29 protein-coding genes and 1 riboswitch are annotated in these 23587 nt (G+C 38.3%); of the genes, 4 read left to right on the forward strand and 25 right to left on the reverse strand.

The window, feature by feature from the left end:
- Window positions 1-547 precede the first annotated feature (547 nt).
- Window positions 548-982, reverse strand: a complete 435-nt coding sequence (locus CJ191_RS00470) for a cupin domain-containing protein (RefSeq protein ID WP_070466992.1) — start codon at window positions 980-982, stop codon at window positions 548-550.
- A gap of 151 nt (window positions 983-1133) precedes the next feature.
- Between CJ191_RS00470 and CJ191_RS00475 the strand changes: the two genes are divergently transcribed.
- Both CJ191_RS00475 and CJ191_RS00480 read left to right on the forward strand, forming a co-directional pair.
- Entirely contained in the window at window positions 1134-1364 is a 231-nt protein-coding gene (locus CJ191_RS00475) for a hypothetical protein (RefSeq protein ID WP_102198635.1), read from the forward strand.
- A gap of 38 nt (window positions 1365-1402) precedes the next feature.
- Window positions 1403-1732, forward strand: a complete 330-nt coding sequence (locus CJ191_RS00480) for a DUF4298 domain-containing protein (RefSeq protein ID WP_257994092.1) — start codon at window positions 1403-1405, stop codon at window positions 1730-1732.
- A 169-nt stretch (window positions 1733-1901) separates the two neighbouring features.
- Here CJ191_RS00480 and rpsI read toward each other — a convergent pair whose 3' ends face one another.
- The 3 genes from rpsI to CJ191_RS00495 form a co-directional block, all read right to left on the reverse strand.
- Window positions 1902-2294: a 30S ribosomal protein S9 gene (gene rpsI / locus CJ191_RS00485; protein WP_070466678.1), complete on the reverse strand. Its 393-nt coding sequence runs from the start codon at window positions 2292-2294 to the stop codon at window positions 1902-1904.
- Between the two features lie 14 nt (window positions 2295-2308).
- Window positions 2309-2752, reverse strand: a complete 444-nt coding sequence (gene rplM / locus CJ191_RS00490) for a 50S ribosomal protein L13 (RefSeq protein WP_102198636.1) — start codon at window positions 2750-2752, stop codon at window positions 2309-2311.
- Window positions 2753-2903: 151 nt separating this feature from the next.
- Window positions 2904-3815, reverse strand: coding sequence for a LysR family transcriptional regulator (locus CJ191_RS00495; protein ID WP_102198637.1), 912 nt, complete (start codon window positions 3813-3815; stop codon window positions 2904-2906).
- A gap of 128 nt (window positions 3816-3943) precedes the next feature.
- Between CJ191_RS00495 and CJ191_RS00500 the strand changes: the two genes are divergently transcribed.
- Window positions 3944-5122: a 5-methyltetrahydropteroyltriglutamate--homocysteine methyltransferase gene (locus CJ191_RS00500; protein WP_102198638.1), complete on the forward strand. Its 1179-nt coding sequence runs from the start codon at window positions 3944-3946 to the stop codon at window positions 5120-5122.
- Window positions 5123-5415: 293 nt separating this feature from the next.
- Here CJ191_RS00500 and pepF read toward each other — a convergent pair whose 3' ends face one another.
- Complete coding sequence (pepF, locus tag CJ191_RS00510; RefSeq protein ID WP_102198639.1) at window positions 5416-7227, reverse strand: oligoendopeptidase F; 1812 nt, start codon at window positions 7225-7227, stop codon at window positions 5416-5418.
- A gap of 194 nt (window positions 7228-7421) precedes the next feature.
- Here pepF and CJ191_RS00515 point away from each other — a divergent pair, with 194 nt between their 5' ends.
- Window positions 7422-8318 carry a fructose bisphosphate aldolase gene (locus tag CJ191_RS00515; RefSeq protein ID WP_102198640.1) on the forward strand — a complete coding sequence of 299 codons (897 nt, stop codon included), beginning with the start codon at window positions 7422-7424 and terminating at the stop codon, window positions 8316-8318.
- Window positions 8319-8434: 116 nt separating this feature from the next.
- Here CJ191_RS00515 and fabV read toward each other — a convergent pair whose 3' ends face one another.
- The 20 genes from fabV to rplR form a co-directional block, all read right to left on the reverse strand.
- On the reverse strand, window positions 8435-9634 hold the full coding sequence (gene fabV, locus CJ191_RS00520) for an enoyl-ACP reductase FabV (RefSeq protein ID WP_102198641.1): 1200 nt from the start codon (window positions 9632-9634) through the stop codon (window positions 8435-8437).
- 190 nt (window positions 9635-9824) lie between these two features.
- Window positions 9825-10604, reverse strand: coding sequence for a type I 3-dehydroquinate dehydratase (gene aroD / locus CJ191_RS00525; RefSeq protein ID WP_102198642.1), 780 nt, complete (start codon window positions 10602-10604; stop codon window positions 9825-9827).
- A gap of 145 nt (window positions 10605-10749) precedes the next feature.
- The gene (gene truA, locus CJ191_RS00530; RefSeq protein WP_102198643.1) at window positions 10750-11568 is read right to left on the reverse strand and encodes a tRNA pseudouridine(38-40) synthase TruA; all 819 of its coding nucleotides are present in this window, start codon (window positions 11566-11568) and stop codon (window positions 10750-10752) included.
- Between the two features lie 21 nt (window positions 11569-11589).
- Window positions 11590-12378: an energy-coupling factor transporter transmembrane component T family protein gene (locus tag CJ191_RS00535; RefSeq protein ID WP_102198644.1), complete on the reverse strand. Its 789-nt coding sequence runs from the start codon at window positions 12376-12378 to the stop codon at window positions 11590-11592.
- A 3-nt stretch (window positions 12379-12381) separates the two neighbouring features.
- Window positions 12382-13296, reverse strand: a complete 915-nt coding sequence (locus CJ191_RS00540; RefSeq protein ID WP_102198686.1) for an energy-coupling factor ABC transporter ATP-binding protein — start codon at window positions 13294-13296, stop codon at window positions 12382-12384.
- Window positions 13272-14114: an energy-coupling factor ABC transporter ATP-binding protein gene (locus CJ191_RS00545; RefSeq protein WP_070466714.1), complete on the reverse strand. Its 843-nt coding sequence runs from the start codon at window positions 14112-14114 to the stop codon at window positions 13272-13274. The genes CJ191_RS00540 and CJ191_RS00545 overlap by 25 nt, the downstream gene beginning before the upstream one ends.
- Window positions 14115-14235: 121 nt before the next feature.
- Window positions 14236-14361, reverse strand: a riboswitch (FMN riboswitch).
- A gap of 101 nt (window positions 14362-14462) precedes the next feature.
- Window positions 14463-14894, reverse strand: coding sequence for an OsmC family protein (locus tag CJ191_RS00550; protein WP_102198645.1), 432 nt, complete (start codon window positions 14892-14894; stop codon window positions 14463-14465).
- A 115-nt stretch (window positions 14895-15009) separates the two neighbouring features.
- Window positions 15010-16917, reverse strand: a complete 1908-nt coding sequence (locus CJ191_RS00555; protein WP_102198646.1) for an acyltransferase family protein — start codon at window positions 16915-16917, stop codon at window positions 15010-15012.
- 416 nt (window positions 16918-17333) lie between these two features.
- Window positions 17334-17714, reverse strand: coding sequence for a 50S ribosomal protein L17 (rplQ, locus tag CJ191_RS00560; protein ID WP_070466722.1), 381 nt, complete (start codon window positions 17712-17714; stop codon window positions 17334-17336).
- 25 nt (window positions 17715-17739) lie between these two features.
- Window positions 17740-18684, reverse strand: coding sequence for a DNA-directed RNA polymerase subunit alpha (locus CJ191_RS00565; protein WP_102198647.1), 945 nt, complete (start codon window positions 18682-18684; stop codon window positions 17740-17742).
- A 66-nt stretch (window positions 18685-18750) separates the two neighbouring features.
- Window positions 18751-19140 (reverse strand): 30S ribosomal protein S11, encoded by a 390-nt coding sequence (gene rpsK, locus CJ191_RS00570; protein WP_070466727.1) that lies wholly within the window; start codon window positions 19138-19140, stop codon window positions 18751-18753.
- A 23-nt stretch (window positions 19141-19163) separates the two neighbouring features.
- Window positions 19164-19529 (reverse strand): 30S ribosomal protein S13, encoded by a 366-nt coding sequence (rpsM, locus tag CJ191_RS00575; RefSeq protein ID WP_102198648.1) that lies wholly within the window; start codon window positions 19527-19529, stop codon window positions 19164-19166.
- Window positions 19530-19560: 31 nt separating this feature from the next.
- Entirely contained in the window at window positions 19561-19674 is a 114-nt protein-coding gene (rpmJ, locus tag CJ191_RS00580; RefSeq protein ID WP_004262605.1) for a 50S ribosomal protein L36, read from the reverse strand.
- 31 nt (window positions 19675-19705) lie between these two features.
- A complete protein-coding gene (infA, locus tag CJ191_RS00585) occupies window positions 19706-19924 on the reverse strand; it encodes a translation initiation factor IF-1 (protein WP_070466733.1) in 219 nt (72 codons plus the stop codon).
- Between the two features lie 120 nt (window positions 19925-20044).
- The gene (locus CJ191_RS00590; protein ID WP_102198649.1) at window positions 20045-20692 is read right to left on the reverse strand and encodes an adenylate kinase; all 648 of its coding nucleotides are present in this window, start codon (window positions 20690-20692) and stop codon (window positions 20045-20047) included.
- A gap of 26 nt (window positions 20693-20718) precedes the next feature.
- Window positions 20719-22026 (reverse strand): preprotein translocase subunit SecY, encoded by a 1308-nt coding sequence (gene secY / locus CJ191_RS00595; RefSeq protein WP_102198650.1) that lies wholly within the window; start codon window positions 22024-22026, stop codon window positions 20719-20721.
- Window positions 22026-22466: a 50S ribosomal protein L15 gene (gene rplO / locus CJ191_RS00600; RefSeq protein ID WP_102198651.1), complete on the reverse strand. Its 441-nt coding sequence runs from the start codon at window positions 22464-22466 to the stop codon at window positions 22026-22028. The genes secY and rplO overlap by 1 nt, the downstream gene beginning before the upstream one ends.
- Window positions 22467-22491: 25 nt before the next feature.
- A complete protein-coding gene (gene rpmD, locus CJ191_RS00605) occupies window positions 22492-22671 on the reverse strand; it encodes a 50S ribosomal protein L30 (RefSeq protein WP_070466742.1) in 180 nt (59 codons plus the stop codon).
- A gap of 13 nt (window positions 22672-22684) precedes the next feature.
- Entirely contained in the window at window positions 22685-23197 is a 513-nt protein-coding gene (gene rpsE / locus CJ191_RS00610; RefSeq protein ID WP_070466744.1) for a 30S ribosomal protein S5, read from the reverse strand.
- Between the two features lie 21 nt (window positions 23198-23218).
- A complete protein-coding gene (rplR, locus tag CJ191_RS00615; protein WP_083272692.1) occupies window positions 23219-23584 on the reverse strand; it encodes a 50S ribosomal protein L18 in 366 nt (121 codons plus the stop codon).
- Window positions 23585-23587: the final 3 nt, after the last annotated feature.

A 23587-nucleotide genomic window follows, 5' to 3' on the forward strand; every position in this document is an offset into this window, starting at 1 on the left:
CAATATCCAAGAATTGCAGTAATAAAGTAATCAATAGCATATGCTGTTCAACTTAAATTAGATATTATCTAATTTATCTTGAATAGACGGCTATGCTATAGGTAATAAATTTTATGGAAGTTAATGCTAAATTGGATAATAAATTTGATTTTTATGAAATGGAAGAAACTTTCTTGAAGATTAGTAAAGAATAGGAATTTAAGCTGATCAATCTTAAGTTTCCTAATCAGGTAACTCACTGATTCTAATATTTTTTATCACTAATATCGAAAAGTTGTTTTATAATAGTTGAATAGGTCATGAAATTTCCTTCTTTCAAGTATATTGTGGTGATTTACTTTATTTTAGGATTTCATGGCCATCTTGTATAACAAAATAGTGCTAACAGAAATTCCTAAGAATTGTCCACCTATACTATTTATCATAAAGCATAACTTTTTATATATATTTATTGATTTCTAGCATACAAAAAACCGATAACGCCTTTAAGGTCATCGGTTTTCTTGATTTAACTATTATTTATACTTTTATACATTTTATTTTTCTTTTATTCGTTTGGATCGCTTTCAGCGTCTTCTTGAGTGGCATGAACAGTACCAGGTACGTGGTCAGGGCTAGCATAAATAGTGTAAAGTTTTAACGGTACACTCCCCCGATTGGTGATATTATGCCATAATCCTAATGGCACAAAGACTGCTTCATCTTCTCCAACTTTTTGTTCAAAGGATAAATCGTCCTCAGCAGGGCCCATCTGGCAAAGACCCTCACCTTGCTCGATACGGATAAATTGATCACTTTCATGATGTACTTCTAAACCAATATCACCGCCTACAGGAATTTCCATAACAGTTAACTGCAACTTATTACCTGTCCACATCGTTGTACGAAAATTTGTATTCTCTAACGTTTCTTTTTCAATATCTAAAATATACGGCTTTTTGTCGTTATCTACATTACCAGTTAGAAATTTATTGTCAGTCATCATAATCCCTCCTTATCTATAATTCTACTCCTTATATATTTAAATGCAAATATATTGTGAATAAGTGATCATAAAAATATTGTTGCTTCCTATTTACTTTTAGTTTATGATTTTTTTAGTTATTTATTCATTTATAGAAAGGCGCTTTATTATGAGATCACTTATCCATTTTTGGCAGCAAGCATTTAATTTTAAACAGCATTTAAGCTGGCGTGAGGCTTTAACTAGGATTTTAACAAATCTTATTTTTATTATTATGCTCTACGGCATTGCTTTAATTGCACCACCTTCATGGGAGGAACCCATTGCTTCTCTTGCCCGAATTTATAGTACCGTATCAATCATTCCGATATTAACCACCATCATTAGTGCAATAAAATAATCGTCAAATTGACAAGCTTTAAGAAAGTTGGGGATAACTTGAAAAATACTGATAATTTTTATGAGATGGAAGAAAATTTTTTGAGGATTTCTAAAGAAATTGAGGTCATGTCTGATTCCCTCGAAAATTTTGAAAAATATCTACCAAACATCCAACTGTTTCTTAACTACTATGGCAGTGAGAACTGGTTTAAACATTTAAAGATGGAAGAAGAAGACCTATTTGAGGATGCGAGTACAACAGCTGTACTAGGAGAAGACTACAGCTATGACCTGGTGATCGATATTATGAATTTAGCCAATAAACTAAAGCGTGTTGGTGAAAGCTTATTAGAAGATAGCTCAAATTCCTCATCCAACAACGAATAAAAAGCTATTATTTAATGCATAGTAGACTTGGTTATCACACAGAAAAAAAGACATTTCCCACATAAGTGAGAAATGTCTTTTTGATTTGTATATGGGTTGGTACTGATTTCTTTGGAAATCTCTGTCCATACTGTATCCATATACGAATAAATTCGTAATAGCCCAAAAATTAACGTTTTGAGAATTGAGGTGCTTTACGCGCTTTTTTAAGACCTGGTTTTTTACGTTCTTTCATACGTGGGTCACGTGTTAAAAGACCAGCATCTTTAAGTGGTTTACGGAAGTCAGGATCTACTTCTAATAATGCACGAGAGATACCGTGACGCGCTGCACCTGATTGACCAGCATATCCACCACCGTTAACGTTGATGAAGATGTCATATTGGCCTTCAGTTTGTGTAACTGCTAAAGGTTGTTTAACGATTACGAATAATGATTCGTATGGTAGGTAATCTTCCATTTCTTTACCGTTAAAAACGATTTTACCTGTACCAGGTACTAAGCGTACACGGGCTGTTGAGTTTTTACGACGGCCTGTTGCGATGTATTGAGCTTGTGCCATTTGCTTTTCCCTCCTTAGATTAATTCGTTAATGTCTAATTGTTTAGGTTGTTGTGCTGCATGTGGGTGTTCCGTACCAGCGTATACGTGTAGGTGTGTAAATTGAGAACGGCCTAAACGGTTTTTTGGTAACATACCTTTAACTGAAGTTTCGATTAAACGTGCTGGTTTTTCATCACGTAATGTACCTGCAGTTGTTTCATAGATACCACCTGGGTAACCTGAGTGACGGTAGTATTTTTTATCTGTTGCTTTTTTACCAGTTAATTTCACTTTTTCAGCGTTGATGATGATAACTTGATCACCTGTGTCAACGTTTGGTGTGAATGTTGGTTTATTTTTACCACGTAACATGCTTGCCGCAACTGTTGATAGACGTCCTAATGGAACATCTGTAGCGTCTAAGACAACCCAGTTACGTTCAACTTCGTTTGCTTTCGCCATATATGTTGTACGCATTATATTTCCTCCGTTTATCTTGTCTGATTGTTCGATTCATAATTGGTTTCCGGGGCCTATCATGGGGCAAACAATACCGTCTTATATTGTACCATTTTAAAATTCATTAAGTCAATCCTTTTCCACGAAAAAATTCCTTATCATAGATTTCTTATTTGGCGTATTGTTGGATAGATTCTTCGAGCAAAGCTAAATAGCGTTTAGCAATTGAAGAAAGTTGGTGACGGTTAGCAGTTAAGTAACCTAACTCAATCACCTCATCTGATTCAAGGGGAATGGCTAAGATATCTGGACTATTTAAATCATCATTAATGATGCCTGAAGAAATAGTGTAGCCATCTAGACCGATGAGTAAATTAAATAAAGTTGCCCGGTCAGATACAATAATCCGTTTGGGGACAGGAATATCCGCTAAAATCTCTTCCCAATAGTAGAAAGAGTTGTGGGTGCCTTGTTCATATGATAAACGAGGATAAGCGGTTAAGTCATCTAAACTAATGGTTGTTTGCTTTGCTAAAGGATGCCCTTTATCAATAAACACATGTGGTGCCGCTTTAAACAATGGTGTAAAAGTCAGTTGCTTCTCTTGAAAAGCCCCTTCTAATACCTTCTGATTATAATTAGACCGGTAAATAACGCCTATCTCAGAGGTAAAATTCGCAACATCATCTAACACCTCAAATGTTCGTTCTTCTTTCAATGTCGCCTCATACTGATCTGCATCCATCTCCCTTAGTAACTTCACAAAAGCATCCACTACAAAAGCATAATGCTGCCCAGACACAGAAAATATTCGGTTGGCTTGGTCTCCTTCCTTATAGCGATGATTCATTAGATCAATCTGCTCTAAAACCTGCCTTGCATACTGGAGAAATTCCTCCCCTTGCACCGTCAGAACGGTCCCCTTAGCTGTTCTTTGGAACAAGGTTATCCCCATTTCCGCCTCCAAATTCGTCATAGCTTTCGACAAAGAAGGCTGGGCTATAAACAATTCTTTCGCTGCCTGAGTCATATTGCCCACTTCAACGACCTTCATGAAATACTGTAAATCTTCAATTCGCATCTCTTACCCCCCTAATCATAGTTTCAAACTATGAAAACCAACACCCAATAGATATTTGTAATTATTATGTCACACCCATATACTCATAACAAGTTCAAAAATATTTACCGAAAAAGGAGAACATTACTATGACACAAACACAAACTTCAAAACGATTCCTTACAGTTGGCTCATTCTTACGTCCAGAAGACTTACTAACCTATAAACGTCAGATTGAAGTTCGCGATGATATTCAATATCCATTCTACCAAGACTTTGACAACTATAAAAAAGTAGAAGACGAAGCTGTAGCTGATATCGTAAAAAAAGAAATCGAATTAGACTTCCCTGAAATTACAGATGGCGAATACTCAAAATCATTATGGCATCTAGACTTTGTTTGGGGCTTTGACGGGGTACGTCGTTTCATTGCTGATCAAGGGTATATCTTTGTTGATCATGATAACGAAAACCCATTTGAAACACGTAAAGATATCGGAATTGAAATCTTCAAACCTTTATCAGGTAAAAACCATCCTTTTATTGACCATTACAAGCGTTTAGTAGCCTTAAATGATTCAGATGTTGATGTGAAAGTTTGTATCCCTTCACCAGGTCATATCTATGTTGATTTAGGTTTAAACCTACAAACATACAACCAAGTATACCAATCACAAGCTGAATTAAAAGAAGGTTTAATCAATGCCTACAAAGAATTCTTAGATGAATATGTACAAGAAGGCGGAAAAATCATTCAATTAGATGACTGTTTATGGACTATCCATGCTGAGGATGCTTCAAACTCACCATTCAGAAATGAAGATGGTACTTGGGACGCTGAGGCAGCTAAAGCCAGTGCAGAAGCTTATGTAGCTATTAATAATGCAATCATTGATTACGGTCATGAATTAGGGTTAAAAGTGTACACCCACAACTGTCGTGGTAACTACGCATCTCGACATGCATCCAACGGTTCGTATGAAAAAATTGCGCATTATTTCTTGAAAAACCAACGTTACGACCGTTTCTACTTAGAATGGGACGACGAGCGTGCTGGTTCAATCGACGCGTTAGAAGCTTTTAAAGACAACGACCAAGTAGAAGTTGTATTAGGTTTACTATCATCAAAAACAGCTGATTTAGACGATGAAGAACGTGCTTTAAACGGCTTAGAAGAAGCTAGCAAATATGTATCAAAAGATCGATTATACCTATCCCACCAATGTGGTTTTGCTTCATGTGACGGTGGTAATGAATTAACCCATGAAAACCAATGGGACAAAATCAAGCAAGGACAAGACATCGCTTATAAATACTTTGGTGAATAAATGATCATCACAAAACTATCATCCTTCAAAAAAGCGGTTGGCCCCCACGCCAACCGCTTTTCTTAATGTATTCATATGTTACATTCCCTGTGTGGTATGCAGCATAAAGAAAGCCATGAAGAAGATTAACAGGACTACTGCTAGCACCCCAAAGATCAGGTAAATCCGCTTCTGCTCTTTTTTGTACATATAATTACTGGTAATCAGTAGCAAAAAAGCTGCTACGAAAAATACCCAAATCATCTGTCCACCAAACTTTCTCTCTATTTATTTGTGGCAATCCCCTGTCTTCTTTAAGCCAATTTCTTTGAATAGTCAATAATGGCGTCAACTGTATCGTTTAAGAAGACAATGGTATTCTCTAATGGTTCACTGCTTGTAATATCCACACCTGCTACTTTTGCAGCTTCAACTGGATTAACCCGCCCCAACTTCAAGAAATTGATCCATTTCTCAATGGCTTGATCGTCTTCACCTGATCGGATATTCAAATAGGCTTGTGTCGCAATTGTTAGGCCTGCTGAATAGGTGTATGAATATAAGCCCATGTAGTAATGTGGTTGACGCATCCAAGTTAATTCAGCACCCGGATTGATTTCTACAGCATCACCCCAGAAAGCTTCTAATACCCCTTTTTTCAAGTCAGAAAGGGTGTCAGCAGTGAAGGCATCCCCGCGGTCGATCAAACGGTAAACTTCACGTTGGTAGGCCGCTTCTAACAAGTGCGTAATAAAGTTATGGAAGTATGTATTGGTTAGCATATTGGCTAAGGCAAAGCGTTGAGTACGGTCATCTTCCCCATTAGCTTGTAGGTAGCCAGTTAATAGTAACTCATTGAAAGTAGACGGCGCTTCAATCACATACAGGCTCGGTTCACTTGAAATAAACAAGTTATTGGCTTCTGCCCGGCTCATTTGACCGGCATGGCCCAATTCATGAATTAAGGTATAGACATCAGATAATTGCTCAGTCCAGCTCATCAAAATATATGGATGGACATCTGCTGCCATTGTTGCAAATCCACCAGTTGATTTACCAATATTTTGGGCGTAATCTACCCAACGGTCGGTGAAGGCTGGTGCGATTTCATTAAAGTAGTCTTCTCCCATGATAGCTGTGGCTTCTTTAACGTAGGCTTCTGATTCTTCAAAAGAAATGGGTTTTGAAAAAGTTGGGTCCAAACCAATTTTTAAGTCAGCATATGTCATTTTATCTAATCCACGGACTTCTTTTACATGGTTGATATATTTGCGCATAACGGGCGCCAATTTCTCCATAATAACATCAATTTGACGGTCGTATAGGTCACGGTCAACGTCTTGACTAAAGAGTAGGTAATCAATCACTGATTCATAACCACGGATATTAGCTTGAGCTTTTTCCTGCAAGACATGGCCATAGTAAGTTGTTGCGAAAGTATTTTGATATTTTGCCAATTCTTTTGAGAAAGCGTCAAAAGCTGCCCGACGAACGGTTGTATCCTCTTCAAACATATATTTATCTTCATATAACACGAAACTTAAAGGATAAGTCTTACCATTTACTTCAAAATCAGGAAAAGTTAAGTCGGCCAATTTAGCGTTGTTATAAATTTCATAATTTTGTTCATGCGCTTGGTCGAATTGGAATAGGACATCTTCCACTTTAGCACCCAAATATATCGCTTGTTGCCGTTCAACTTCCGCAATATAATCTGCTGTTTCTGGGGCAATGGCCTTTACTTTCTCCAGTTCAGCTGCTGGTTTTTCTAGTAAAGCATTTTGGAAAAATAGCATGGCTTCTTGAACTTCTTTGATCGCTGCTGATACCTTATGTAATTTCAATGCTGCTTGTGAATTCGTGCGGTCGGCTTCAACCGCTAAAAAGGTATAGTGCATCAATTGTGACCCTAAAACTTGCACGTCAGATGCTGCTAACACAGCTGCTACAATATCTTTAGCATCAGTTAATTTACCTTCATAATTCTCCTTGAAAGCTTGTCCTAAGGCTTTAAATTCAGCTAACTTCGCTTCAAAAGTAGCTTCATCTTTAAAAATTTGGCTGAGATCCCACGTCGTTTCGACTTTAACTTGGTCACGAGTTGGGAATGTATTTTCTGTTGTCATCCGGCAAATCCTTCTTTCCTAGCTTAATAGTATTTTTCTTAAAACAAGTTTAACACTAAAACCCCAAAACTTACCAGAAATAGGTTGGCTGTCCTTTTTCACAAGTGTCTTTCTTTGGATTTTTAAAATATTAGGTTCATAATAATAGGTGACGAAATGATACCACCGCTAATTTTTAAGGAGGAATTTTCAATATGTCAATCAATCAAACACAATTAGAACGCATGTCAAATGCGCCTGGATTTATCGCTGCCCTAGACCAATCAGGCGGTTCAACACCAAAAGCCCTATTAGCCTATGGGGTAGCTGAAGATACATACAGCAATGAAGACGAAATGTTTGCAAAAGTTCATGAAATGCGGACTCGAATCATGACCAGCCCAGCTTTTACCAGCGATAAAATTCTAGCTGCTATCCTATTTGAAAATACCATGGATCGCCAAGTAGACGGCAAATACACCACAGAATACTTAGCTGACAAAGGGATCGTCCCCTTCCTTAAAATCGATAAAGGACTTGCTGAAGAAGCCAATGGCGTACAATTAATGAAAGATATGCCAGACCTTGACGACCTATTAGCACGTGCTAATGACCGCGGTATTTTCGGTACTAAGGAACGGTCTAATATTCTCGCATTTAACCCTGTCGGCATTAAAGAAGTGGTCGACCAACAATTTGAAGTCGCTAAACAGGTTATCGATGCAGGTTTAGTACCGATTATTGAACCTGAAGTGAATATCAAGGCTGAAGACAAAGCCGCCATCGAAGAATTATTAGCTGAAGAAATCAGATTACATTTAAACCAATTAGGGGAAAATGACTTAGTCATGTTGAAGCTGACTATCCCTACTGTACCAGATACTTATTGGGAATTAGCCAGCCACCCTAACGTTGTTCGTGTAGTGGCCTTATCGGGTGGTTATACTCGTGAAGAAGCCAATGAACTATTGGCGGAAAACCACGGCATGATCGCGTCATTCTCACGTGCCCTCGCATCCGACTTGCGCGCAAGCCAAGCAGATGACGAATTTAATGACTTATTAGCCAGCGCTATTGATACCATTTACGACGCATCCGTTAACAAAAAATAAAACATTTAATTTAAATATGCTCAGGAGATTTTGGTCTTCTGAGCTTTTTTGATAGCAAAAAACACGATAAGTCGAAGACATCTTCGCTTACCGTGCTTGATGATGGTTATCACTGTTTAGGGTTTTAAATTCACGATCTCTTCATAAGTTACTGGTTTCTCTTCATAACCATCCACTTCAAAGCCATTTAAATTCAAGAATTCTTTCATGAAAGTATTCCATGCAGTAAAGTCAGTATTAAAATTGTCCTGGTTAATCTGTTCAATTAAAGCCTTCGTTTCAGCTTGTACTTCTGGATCTAATTCCCATGAATCCGGACGCAAACGGCCTTCTTCATCAAACTCTGGCTTATCACCAAATAACATGTCACGGAAAATCCGGTCAATATGCATAATTGGCGTTTCATGTTGACCACGTGCTTCCATTACCTTATACAAACCTAGACAATAAACTGGGAAGAATGGAATAACTGATGACGCTTTTGTCGTCACAGCTGTTGCCACAACAACAGTTGCTTTTCCATTGATATCTTTTAAATCTTCATTGATTAAGGCTGCTGCTCTATCACAGTCAGCTTTAGCACGACCTAAAGTCCCTTTATTGTAGTAAGATTCGTTTAATTCAGCACCTAAATACGAATAAACCACCGTTTCAACACCTTCAGCAAGCACATCTGCTTCATGTAAAGCATTCATCCACATCCGCCAATCTTCACCACCCATTACCTTTACAGTATCAGCGATTTCTTGTTCGGTTGCAGGTTGAAGCACTTGTTCATCGAAAGTTTCCTTTTGTAAGTTCACATTTGGTCCCACAACTTCTTGGCCGATTGATTTAATGACAGAATTGTATGTTTCACCTGTATTTGGATCAGTACGACGACCTGAAGCTAATGAATAAACCACAAAATCTACTTTTCCACCAAATTCATGCTTAATAAAGTCAATGACTTGGTCTTTAGCTTCATTTGAGAAAGCATCGGCCATAATATTTTTCGCAATTAACCCTTCTGCCTCTGCTGCTTGACGGAAAAAGATATTATTATACCAACCTGGCTTACCTAAGTTCTTTTCAGATTTTGGTCCTCCACCATGGGAAACCGAAATCGTATCAGCACCTGCGCCAAAAGCTAGATTAATCCGACTAGCCAAACCATAAGAAGAAGAGCCTCCTAATACTAAAACTTTCTTTGGGCCTTCAAAGGTTCCTTGGTCTTTTACATATTGAATTTGATTATTTACAGCTTGTTTCAAGCCCATTGGATTTACCCCAACGAGTACATTACCGCGCATTTTTGCTTTAAATTCTAATGTCATATTACTCTCCTAATGTATACTCATCTCTGTTTTTTGCCTATTGTTCATCCATTCATTATATAGTTAAGAAAACTAGTAGTAAAGTTTTACATAATTATATCAAAAAACTAGCTGTTGAATGAAAAAAGTTCAAAAATAAAAGGACTGCGGTTTAAAGCCTGCAATCCTCCTACATCATGTTTCGTTTTAGCTAAAAGTCATCATCCATATCATCAGCCTGCAAGTTCAACAAGGCTACACACTCTTCTACATCTTCAACGTCCATTTGGCCTGGCGCAGAAGTCATTCCTTCTACAGTAGCAAAAGTCGCACTGGACTTAAAGATTTCTCCGGCAATACGGGTAATCTTACCTAATCTGCCCATTGACATAGTGATCAATGGTTGGTCAATTAAAGTAGACGCTTGTTTGGTTGCGTTCATTAAGGATAATACATCCGCTTCGTCGTGTGGCATAACAGCCATTTTAACGATATCCGCCTCTGACTGACCCATCTTTTGTAGACGTTTGACCATATCATTTTCTCCAGGTGTTTTGACAAAATCATGATAAGATACAATCACTTTCACTTGGTGCTTGTGAGCGTATGGAATCAAGTTGTCTAAAATATCTTGACCGCGTTCAAATTCAATATCAATAGCATCTACTGCTTTTGCTTGGATTAAATACCGATACATTTCAACATACTGACTTTTACCAATTGCAGACTCTCCACCTTCACTCAAAGTCCTAAAGGTAGCTAGTAATGGTTTTTGAATAGATGTTTTTATTCGTTTACTAAGTTCAGCTAATGCCTCCAAATCTTCAAAGTCGTCATAATAATCAATCCGCCATTCGACCATATCACCTGGCTGACGGCGGTAGAAGTTGGCACAGTTCATAATATCTACAGCATTATCCTCAGCTAAAGGAATAATAATTTTTGGTCTATCCTCCCCAAACTTCAAGGAAGCAATTTTTACACTTTTCATGTTAGACTCCTTCTTATATCAAGGGTAAAATAAAAAACTCGATACAATTTGATAAGTTTATTGTATCGAGTTTTTACATTTTAATCTATATAAAATTTATGATAAAACGTTAGCCTTTTGATGCCATATCCGCATCTCGTTGTCATCAAGTCTGATTATCCCCTAATCCTGCTTTATAGTCGAAGTAGTCCTTTGTCACTTTCTTTCGCGCTACTGGGTCCAAATAGTAGACTTCAGCTAAATATAAACCATGAGCAGCCGCAGTCGGTCCCGCTTCATTACGGTCTTTGGCTGCAATCAATCGTTTCATTTCATCAACTGGTCGTAAGCCATCCCCAATTTGTAAAGAGGTCCCCACCAAAATACGAACCATATTGTAAAGGAAACCAGACCCTGCAAACACAAAAGTTAAGGTCTCTTCCTCTGGATCAGCCGTTACTTCAGCTCGGTAAACTTCCCGAACAAAGTTTATTTTATCTGTTTTTGTCGAACAGAAAGACTTAAAGTCATGGATACCTATGATATCCTTTAAAGCTGCTTGCATCCGGTCTACATCCGTTTTATAAGGATGGTGATACATATATTGTCTAGTAAAGGGAGAAGGAAATGGTGACGTATCTACCTTATAAATATACTTCTTCCCATTGGTATGGAAACGAGCATGAAAATCCGCTTCTACTCGTTCTACTTCAATGATACGTATCGAATCATCCAAAATTGAATTCAACGCCCGTAAGATTGCTGCTTCTTCTATTTCAGCTGGGTAATCAAAATGAATGACCTGACCCAAGGCATGTACACCCGAATCAGTTCGCCCTGACCCAACCACTGGGATATCATGACCTTTTGACATTAGCTTTAAAGCTTTCTCAAGCGCTGCTTGTACCGTGGGCCCATTTGGTTGAACTTGGAAACCGACAAATGGTGTGCCATCATATTGTAGGGTTACTTTAAATCTAGGCAAAATTTGCCCTCCTTCTAGTGACTATAAGATGATCATGACTACTGTCAAAACAGTAAGCGCTATACTCGCAATGGTGTCTCTTTTACCCCAATGTAATTGACGATACTTAGTCCGCCCTTCACCGCCTTGATAACCACGCGCTTCCATAGCGGTAGCCAGATCATAAGCTCTATTAAAAGCAGAAATAAACAATGGAATCAGTACTGGGATAAAAGCTTTCACTCGCAGAAGAATGCTCCCCTCAGAAAAGTCCACCCCTCGAGCCCGCTGTGCATTCATAATTTTATCTGCCTCTTCAAGTAAAGTTGGCACAAACCGTAAGGCGATCGATAGCATCAAAGCAATTTCATGCACGGGTAAAATATTGCGAACAGGCTTCAACAAAGCTTCCATAGCGTCAGTAATTGCTAGGGGTTGCGTTGTTAAAGTTAAAATAGTAGATAAGAAAATAATCAATAGGAAACGAACAAAAATATAAGCCGCGTTTGTTAAGCCACCAGTGGTTAAAGCTAAGGGACCAAAAGACCATAGCACATCGCCAGTATGGGTGAACAAAATCTGTAAGACCACCGTAAATACTATAATCGCAATCATGGGCCGTAACCCACGTAAAAAGACCCTAAGAGAAATACCCGTTAAAAAGATAAGAATAGTTACCACTACAATCATAATGATATTTGTTGTTAAAAGAGTTGCTGCAAAGACTAATAACATCATGACAATCAAACCAACTAATTTTACACGTGGATCTAACTTGTGCATCAATGAATTACCAGGAATATACCGGCCAATAATTAATCTATCTTTCATTTATTATTGGTCTCCTTCCTTTATATTGGCAGCTGAATTACCACTTGTTGGTAAATCTAATTGGTCTACAATTAAGTCAGCCAGCTCATCAACAGTTAAGGGGATAGCTTGCGCATTATCCCAAAGTGAACCTTGTATTTTATGCTGTAAATTAAAAGCAAAGTCAGCTGCATCCGGCAAAGCTAATTGGTGATCCGCTAACCAATTAGGATCTTGAAATACTTCAGCTGGTGTGCCTTCTTTCACACATGTCCCCGCATCCATCACAATCACATGGTTGGCATAAGCGGCCACATCTTCCATTTGATGCGTGACTAAAACGATTGTTAAACCTTGGTCACGGTATAAACGATCAAACATATTCATCATCTCAATACGACCTTTAGGATCTAATCCAGCTGTCGGTTCATCTAAAACCAATACTTCAGGCTTCATGGCCATTACCCCAGCAATCGCCACCCGTCGCATCTGACCCCCAGATAACTCAAATGGAGACCGTTCATACAGGCTAGGCAAAATCCCCACTGCTTCTAGAGCTGACTCAGCTTTCTTTCTGGCAGTTGCTTCATCGTCACCAAAATTCATCGGACCAAACATCACATCTTTAATGACCGTCTCTTCAAATAGTTGTCCTTCTGGAAATTGAAAGACCATGCCCACTCTTTGACGGATAGCTTTCAAGTCTTTAGGTTTAGAGTCAGCTGACACTACCGCCTCACCAATCCGTACTTGCCCTACAGTAGGTTGTACTAAAGCGTTAAGGTGTTGGGTGATGGTAGACTTTCCGGACCCTGTATGGCCGATTATAGCCGTGTATGACCCGTCTGGAATGGTCACATTAATATCATGCAGGGCCTCACTAGCAAATGGCGTGCCAGCACCATAAGTAAAACCTACATATTCAAATGCGATTTGCATAACCATTCACCTAACCCTTCCTCATCAATATAATCACTCGGTACATCTACACCACGTTTAGCAAGTGCACGCTTTAGTTGCTCGGCAAAAGGCACGTCCAACCCTACTTCAGTCAACTTATGGCCATAAGTAAAAATATCAGCTGGTCGGCCTTCTTTAATAATGTTTCCTTCTTTAAACACCAGTATACGGTCTGCTTCCGCTGCTTCATTTAAGTCATGAGTAATTGAAATAACAGTCAAGTCATTATCTTGCTTGATATCCGCTACTACCGCCATCAACTCTTCCCGTCCTTCTGGATCTAACATAGATGTCGATTCATCAAGAATCATAATCTTTGGTGCCATAGCAATAACACCAGCAATTGCTACACGTTGCTTTTGTCCCCCTGATAAAGATGCAGGTTCCTTGTCCCGGTAATCCCACATTTTGACTCTTTTAAGAGCAGAAGCTACGCGTTCATGCATTTCTTCAACAGGTATGCCCCTATTCTCCAAAGCAAAAGCCACATCATCCTCAACAGTAGCACCTACAAATTGGTTATCTGGATTTTGAAAGACGAGGCCAATTTGACTACGAATATCCCATACGGTTTCCATAGATAGGACTTTTCCATCTACTTCAATTGTGCCTGATTTCGCTTCTAATAGACCCACTAATAGCTTTGAAAATGTTGATTTCCCAGACCCATTATGGCCAATAATTGCTAGCCATTCACCTTCATAAATTGACGTAGATAATCCATCTATAGCAAATCTCTCGTCTGATTGACTATATTGAAAAGACAAATCTTGAACTTGAATAATCGGTTTCGACATCTTGTTTCCTCGCTCACTTTATATATTTAAGAAAAAACTCCTCCAATATTACTTGGAAGAGTTTGTTAAAGAAGAATAAATCAGGCTAACTTCTTTTTATCACTAGCTTGTCTCTTCTACTATACGCTTCTTCCATCCTGACTGTAACAGTCGGTACTAGAATCTCACTAGTTCAATCACCCACATTAGCCGGTAATTCGCGGACTTTACCGCCGATCGGGACTCGCACCCTGCCCTGAAGACATTTCATTTATTTTTCTTAGTTTAGTCTACTAAAATCCAACATTAAAAGCAATCATTAGATGTCAAGACACCTATCGTATCCCATTTAAAATATCTTCTAAATAATCACTCATCATTAGCATGAACAACTATTTCAACATGCGGGTAATCACCAATAATGTTAGATACTGGGCATCGACTTTCTGCTTCATAGACAATCTCATCTGCTTTATTTTGCGCTAAGTCTATATATATATCCACCTTAAACCCGAAATATGTAATAGAAGTTTCCTGATTTAATCTGTAGTCTACCTGAATAGCCACTTCACTAGATACATCTTTGATACCGTGACGTTTTAAGGCAATTTCTATTGTCGCATTCAAGCAAGTTGCCCATGATAAGGCAATCAATTGCTCGGGGTTGGTGCCCACTTCTTCTGGTTTCAATGGACTAGAAGTTACCACTTGCAACTCATTTTCTCCTTCAACCCAGGCCGTTCCCTTAATCCCTTGGTCATTATGCACTCGTGTTGTATATAACAACTTATCCAAATCCATATGCAAAACGCCTCCATCCTCTTGGTTACGGTCTAATATGGGTCATTATACTCCTATTTCTCCTAACAAAAAAGGCCATTGCATTCAACGCATGCAATAGCCTATCAATTTAATATTATTTTTTCAATACTTGATACATACCATTTGTCACAAATTGTAACCAAACTTGACCGCCATCAGGATTAAAGTGTACCCCATCCTGACTTAACCAAGTAGGCGCTTCAGCATGGCTAGTATAGTAATCATGCCAATCTAGTAAGTAAATTGAATCGCTATCGTCACTAGCCACTTGAGCTAAAGTTTTATTGACATCATCTGCCCAAGGGCGATCAACATGCGTATTCACGAGAAAAATCGTTTTCTCTCGACCAATTTCGTCTAAGAAATCACTGATTTGTGCTGATGTAAAGCCACCATTCGCACCTAGATCAACTAAGACGACATCCTTAAGCATGCCTTGGCTGTCTAAGCTAGTTGGATAGCCAGCTAAGGTATATAACTGACGACCAACCGCAGCATCAACAATCGCATTAGGATACAAGGTATACAAGCCTTCTGATTCGCCCACCATTAGGGAGTCGCCGATGAAAGTCACAGATAACTGATAAGCAAACCGAGCCTGGTCATCCGGAATACCTTGGTAAAATCCTAATGACGTTTCACTCAAATTCTTTTTATAAGTTGAAAGACTCGCATCTGCTTGTTTTTCTTGCTCAGCCCTTTGTTTATTCAATTCTTCAATTTTCTTGGCCTGCTCAGCAGCTTGCTGCTCTTCTACAGTCACATTTTCTGCTGGTTTAGAAATTGCAACTGCACTAGCTCCTCCAATAAATACGAAGGTAAAAGCTATGAATAAAATGCGGGTCAACCAAGGTGCTGGTTGGCTAAATAATTGATGAATCTTCGTGAAAAGACGGACTGGTTCATTGTTTGGGACTTCATTAAAAATCGGTACCGGCCATCTTTTTTCCTCTAGTAGGGCATAAGATAAACAAGAGAGGACGATAATCAAAATAACTTGTGGCCAAATACTATTGGTAAACCAATTCTGATTGGTAGGTACCATATGGAATAGCACATTGATTGGGTAATACCATAAATACATGTGGAATGTACGCTGACCTAACCATCGCAAGGGTTTAAATTTTAATAGAAAACCAACCCAAGAGCCTTTATAAGTCAACAAGCTAATCGTTACGGCAGCTAATAGGTTAAAGGCAAACATCCCACCATAATAGGTGAACGTCGACGCATCAAGCATTTTGAGCATCCCATAAGTTAGGATAGCCAATAAGCCTAATAGTACCACATCAACAATAAAGTGGTGAAAGCGACCAAATCTGTCCTTCAACCATTCAGCTAGTTGTTCCATATCCAACAATTGGGCAGCTGCTCCACCAAGAGCGATAGAAAAAAATCTCGTATCCGTTCCATAGTATACTCTTGATGGGTCCTCACCAGGTGTAAAGATCACGCCCATCAAAATGCCTGACAAAAGTGCAGCACCAAGCATGACCAAACCCGACTGCCATTTCGTTTTCGTAAATCGTCGACTAGCATTAAAGAATAAAGGCCATAGAACCATAAATTGCATATAAACAGCTATATACCAATAATGTGTTGTCAGTGATGGATGCAACATATTCGCAAAGTAAGATGAACCAGAGAGTATTTGTTGCCAATTATTGACGAATAACAAAGACGTTGTTAGATTAATACCAATATTAACCAAAAGTGGTTGCCTAAATAATAATAAATAAGTCAATCCCACCATCGTAATAACGACCATAGGCCACCAAATTTTACGTATACGCCTCCAAGTTTTCTTAAAATAAGAATCCTGGATATTCGCTTCATATTTACTCTCCATTTGACTAGTCACTAAATAGCCCGAAAGTACAAGAAAAATATCTACCCCTAAAAAACCACCAGAAACACGATGTGTTAAATAGTGATATAAAATGATACCTAGCATAGCTAAGAATCTAATTGTATCAAACTGTGTAAAGTAGTTTCTCTTCATTATCCTCGCCTCTCCATTGATCAACACGAAATTGTCGAAGCTAGAGACAATTCACGCAATTATAATACATATATTATATCGATAGTACTGGAAAAAGAGAACATCAATTTTAGGTTTTCTAAAAAGTTTCCAAAAATTTAATTTCCATTGTATCAAAAAAAGTGGTTGAGCCCTAGCCTCAACCACTTTAGAAAATAAAAAAGCATATATGCTACCAAACACCTGTTGGTTAAACAACACATATGCCGAACCAATTATTCACTTATATGAATTGGCCTTGATATATTCAAAAGACTAATGGATATATTCCACTCCTAGCGAACTCATTCGCGCTAGGAGTAGATAGAGCTAGACTCGGCCATACTAGGTACAACCAACATCATGACACTCCGTTTTATACATCACTAAAAGTTTTATTAAACTAATTCAAGAATAACCATTGGTGCAGCATCACCACGACGAGGTTCTGTTTTTAAGATACGTGTGTACCCACCTTGTCGATCAGCGTAACGAGGACCAAGATCGTTGAATAATTTTTGTAAAGCAGACTCGATTACGATGTCTTCACCTTCAGCGCGAACATCAGCAATTTCGTTACGAACAAATTGGTTCGCTTGACGACGAGCAGCTAAATCTCCACGTTTACCTAAAGTAATCATTTTTTCAGCTGTACGACGGATTTCTTTCGCACGAGTTTCTGTTGTAGTAATACGTTCATTGATAATTAAATCAGTAGTTAAGTCACGTAACATAGCTTTACGTTGAGCGCTATTACGACCTAATTTACGGTAACCCATTGTCATTATCCTCCTTTATGATTTATTAATCTTCTTGACATAAAGATAAGTCAAGAGCAGCTAGCTTGTTTTTAACTTCTTCAAGAGACTTACGACCCAAGTTACGTACTTTCATCATTTCTGGTTCAGATTTGTTAGTCAATTCTTCAACAGTATTAATGCCTGCACGTTTTAGACAGTTGTATGAACGTACTGATAAGTCTAGTTCTTCAATAGTCATTTCAAGCATCTTTTCTTTTTGTGTTTCTTCTTTTTCGACCATAATTTCAACTTGACGAGCTTCATCCGTTAAGTTAACGAATACTTCCAAGTGTTCAGTCATGATTTTTGCCGCTAAGCTTAATGCTTCTTCGGGTGAAATTGTACCATCAGTCCAAATATCCATCGTTAATTTATCATATTCATTGATTTCTCCGATACGAGTATTTTCAACTTGATAGTTCACTTTGGAAATTGGTGTGTAGATAGAATCTACTGGAATTTCGCCAATTGGCATAGAATCCACTTTATTGTTTTCTGAGCGTACAAAACCACGTCCGTTTTTAACATTCATAATCATGTGAAAACGAGCGCCTTCAGCAAGCGTGCAGATATGTAAGTCTGGATTCATAACATCGAAATCAGCATCGGCAATAATATCAGCAGCTGTTACGTCAGCTGGACCTGTGATGTCAATTTCTACTTGTTTTTCTTCCACGTCATACAATTTCAATGATAATTGTTTTACATTCAACACGATCTCAGTAACGTCTTCACGTACACCTGGGACTGTTGAGTATTCATGCAAAACATCGTCAATTTGGATTGATGTAACTGCTGTACCTGGTAATGAGGACAACAAGATACGACGTAATGAATTACCTAGGGTTGTTCCATAGCCTCGTTCTAATGGTTCTACAACGAATTTACCAAATTTACTATCGTCGCTAATTTCAATTGTCTCAATATTTGGCTTTTCAATTTCGATCATATCGACAAATTACCCCTTTCAAAACGTGAGAAAATGTATCATCGCATATCCAAGTTCATCAATCGATTAAACACGACGACGTTTTGGAGGACGGCAACCATTATGAGGAATAGGTGTTACATCGCGAATAGCAGTAACTTCTAGACCTGCTGCTTGTAAAGCACGAATAGCTGATTCACGACCTGAACCAGGACCTTTTACTGAAACTTCAACAGATTTCATACCATGTTCCATAGCAGATTTTGAAGCTGTTTCTGAAGCCATTTGTGCTGCATATGGAGTAGATTTACGAGAACCTTTAAATCCTAAAGCACCTGCAGATGACCAAGAAATTGCATTACCATGCTCATCAGTAATCATAACGATAGTATTGTTAAATGTAGAATGAATGTGTGCTACACCTGCTTCGACATTTTTCTTCAAACGACGTTTGCGAGAAACTGGACGTTTAGCCATAGTATAATTAACCTCCTTTTAGATTATTTTTTCTTACCTTGAATTGCGACAGCTTTACCTTTACGCGTACGTGCGTTGTTCTTGGTGTTTTGACCACGAACTGGTAAACCACGACGGTGACGGATACCACGGTATGAACCGATTTCTTGTAGACGTTTGATGTCTAAAGCACGTTCACGACGTAAATCACCTTCAACTTTAATTGAATCTACTGCTACACGTAAACGGTCTAACTCATCGTTAGTCAAGTCACGTACACGAGTATCTTCTGAAATTTCAGCTTGTGCTAAGATTTTTTGAGAAGTCGTTTTACCGATACCATAGATGTATGTTAAGGCAATAACGATACGTTTCTCACGTGGAATATCTACTCCTGCTATACGAGCCATATACGAAAACCCTCCTTTTTAATATCTTTAATTAGCCTTGGCGTTGTTTATGTTTTGGATTAGAACAAATAACCATAACTTTACCGTTACGGCGAATAACTTTACAATGTTCACACATTGGTTTAACAGATGCTCTTACTTTCACAGTTATACCTCCTCGATTATATATCTCTACATTACTTGAATCGGTAGGTGATACGACCTTTCGTCAAGTCATATGGAGACATCTCAACTTTTACACGGTCACCTGGTAAAATACGGATGTAGTTTACACGCATTTTCCCTGAAATATGCGCTAAAACTTCATAACCATTTTCCAATTCGACCTTAAACATAGCATTAGGTAATGTTTCAGTCACAGTACCTTCAATTTCGATCATATCTTCTTTTGACAAAGTCTTTCCTCCTAATGGTGGTTGATTCGTTTAATCACTAATAGAATTATAGGATAGAAACACGAAATGTTCAGTCAACCCGAATATCTTACCATAATTAGTGATTCAAAGCAACAAATATTATTCATCTAAAATCTTTTGGATCTCAGCGTAAACATTGTCAATACCGATATCACCAGGAATGCGATAAAGCTTACCTTGATTTTCATAGAAATCTAAAATCGGCTGTTGTTGTTCTTGATTAATACGCAATCTATTTTCAACAACTTCAGGTTTATCGTCTTCACGTTGGTAGAAATCATGGCTTCCGCAAACATCGCATACGCCGTCTACTTTTGTCTTATTAAAAACTTTGTGGTATGTTGCGCCACAGTTACTACAAATGATGCGACCTGATAAACGTTCTTTTAAGGTTTCAGTTGGCACATCTAAGTAAATAACTGCATCAATGTCACGATTTAAGCGAGTCATGATATCGCCAAGTTCCTTAGCTTGCGCTTCTGTTCTTGGAAAACCGTCTAGCATAAAGCCAGCTTGTGTATCTTCTTTTTGAAGTCTTTCTTCAACAATACCATTTGTTACTTCATCAGGAACTAGTGCGCCATCATCCATGAATGATTTCGCTTTGTTTCCTAATTCAGTGCCTTCTGCAATGGCTGATCTAAACATATCTCCAGTAGAAATATGTGGAAATTTGTAATCTTCGACAATTTTAGCTGCTTGAGTACCTTTTCCGGCACCAGGCAAGCCCATTAAAATAATATTCATTATTATCCTCCCAAGCAAGTTACGCATTAGTCTTTTTCATTATGGATAAAGCCAACGTATTGACGTTTAATTGTACGCCCTTCAATTTGTTTTGCGGTATCTAATGCAACACCTACAACGATTAGTAGGCTTGTACCTCCTAATGCAATTGATTGTGGCATATCAAAGAAGTATGCCCCAAGTAAAGGTAGAACCGCTACACCCATCAAGAAAATAGAACCTACAGTACTTAAACGATTTAACATTTTTTGTAAATATTCTTTCGTTGCTAAACCTGGGCGTATACTTGGAATATAACCACCAGCTTTTTGCAAGTTTTCCGCAGCTCGTTCAGGATTAATCTGAATGTGTGCATAGAAGAATGTAAACAAAATAATGACGATTGCATAAATAGCGATACCCGCTGGTTCTTTCAAATTAAAGATTGTTGACAATATCTTATACCAAGAAGCTTCACTATAGTCAGCTGCAAATAATCCAAGTACTGTTTGTGGCACCATAATTAATGATGACGCAAAAATCACTGGAATAACTCCTGCTGAGTTAATTTTTAATGGTAAATGAGACTTTTGCGATGCTGAATTCGCACGTTTAGAATAACGAATGGGAATTTTACGTTCCGCTTGACTCATGAAAATAACAAACATTATCAATAGGATAAATACAAGCACAAAGATGCCTGCATAAATCATTTGTTGATTCAGTTCACTGCTTGAAGCACCTACAATGTTTCTTTGATAGTAAGCGGTTAATTCTGAGGGAACTTGTGCCAATATACCAGCGAAGATAATGATTGAGGTACCATTACCAATCCCATATTCAGTGATTTGCTCACCTATCCAAACAACAAACATAGATCCTGCAGTCATAAATAAAGCGATTAACAAATAAGTTACAAAGCCTGGATTATCTATTAACCCTAATGCTGATAATGAATTAAATCCTATTGAAATAGCTAAAGCTTGAAAAAAACCGATTGCTACTGCAAAGTATCTAGTCCATCTATTTAACTTACGTCGACCAACTTCACCTTGTTTAGACCACTCTGTAAATGAAGGTATAATCTCCATCTGCAATAGTTGAATGATAATTGAAGCGGTTATATACGGTGAAACACCCAATGAAAAGATGGAGTAGCTAGAAAGTGCTCCCCCACCAAGAGTGTTCAATAGGCTGAATAAACCAGATTCAGCTAACTCTTGAATTCCTGCAGCATTCACGCCCGGGACAGTTATGCTAGCCCCGATACGGAATACAATCAACATAATTGCTGTGAATGCTAATCGGCTTCTAATATCCTTATCCTGAAATCCATTTTTCAGTATTTGAAACATTAGATCACCTCGATTGAACCCCCAGCGGCTTCAATAGCTTCTTTAGCTGATGCTGAGAATTTAGCTGCTTTAACGGTTAGTTTGCGTTCTAATTCACCATTACCTAAAACTTTGATACCGAATTTTTCGTTTTTAACTATACCTGCTTCGATTAAGTCAGCAGAGCTTACTACAGCGCCATCTTCAAATACGTTTAAGTCATCAAGATTGATGATTGCATATTCTTTACTGTTAATGTTTGTAAATCCACGTTTTGGAATACGACGGAACAATGGTGTTTGTCCACCTTCGAAACCTAAACGTACACCACCACCTGAACGTTGTTTTTGACCTTTTTGTCCACGTTTTGATAGTTTACCCCAACCAGAACTTGCACCACGACCTACACGGTGACGTGTGTGACGAGATCCTTCTGAAGGTTGTAATTCATGTAATTTCATCCTGTTAGGCACCTCCTATTCTAGATTATGCTTCTTCAACAGCTACTAAGTGAGCAATTTTAGTAATCATACCGTTGATTGCTTCGTTGCGAGTTTTAACAACTGATTTACCAACTTTTGTTAAACCTAGTGCTTGAGCTGTTTTAATTTGGTCTTGAGGACGTCCAATTAAACTGCGTTTCAAAGTAATTTTTACTTCAGTCATTCGAATTTCCCCCTTAACCTAATAATTCTTCCACAGATTTACCACGTAATGCAGCAACATCTTCCGGAGATTTTAATGATTTGATAGCTTCTAAAGTAGCACGTACGATGTTAATTGGTGAGTTAGAACCTAAAGATTTAGATGTAATATCTCCAATACCACCTAATTCAACTACGGCACGAACAGGACCACCAGCAGCGATACCAGAACCGGCTTGAGCTGGTTTAAGTAATACATTACCACCGTTAAATTTACCGATAACTTCATGAGGAACAGTTGATCCTGCACGAGGTATAGTAATTAAGTTTTTCTTACCATCTTCAACCGCTTTACGAATTGCTTCTGGTACTTCGGCAGCTTTACCTGTACCTAGACCAACATGGCCATTTCTATCACCGACAACAACAACGGCACCGAAGTTCATACGACGTCCACCTTTAACGGTTTTAGCAACACGATTAATGGCAACAACGCGTTCTTCAAGGTCATTTTCGTTAATGTTTAATTCTTGAAATGTGTTTGTCATGTTCTTGGCTTCCTCCTTTTCCTAAAATTCTAAGCCGTTTTCACGAGCAGCGTCTGCTAGAGCTTGTACACGTCCGTGATATTGGTATCCACCACGGTCAAATTTAACTTCTTTAATACCTGCTGCTACACCGCGTTCAGCGATAGCTTTACCAACTAATGCTGCACTTTCAGTTTTAGTTGCGGCTGATAATGTTTCTTCATTTGTAGAGGCACTCGCTACAGTAACACCCGCTACGTCATCAATTAATTGAGCGTAGATGTGTTTATTAGAACGGAATACGTTCAAGCGTGGGCACTCTGCTGTTCCAGAAATGTTGCGACGTACACGCGCGTGGCGCTTTTGACGTAATTTATTTTTATCTGGTTTGCTAATCAAAATAGTCACCTC

It is taken from the genome of Aerococcus viridans (assembly GCF_002871935.1).
Classification (GTDB): domain Bacteria; phylum Bacillota; class Bacilli; order Lactobacillales; family Aerococcaceae; genus Aerococcus; species Aerococcus viridans_B.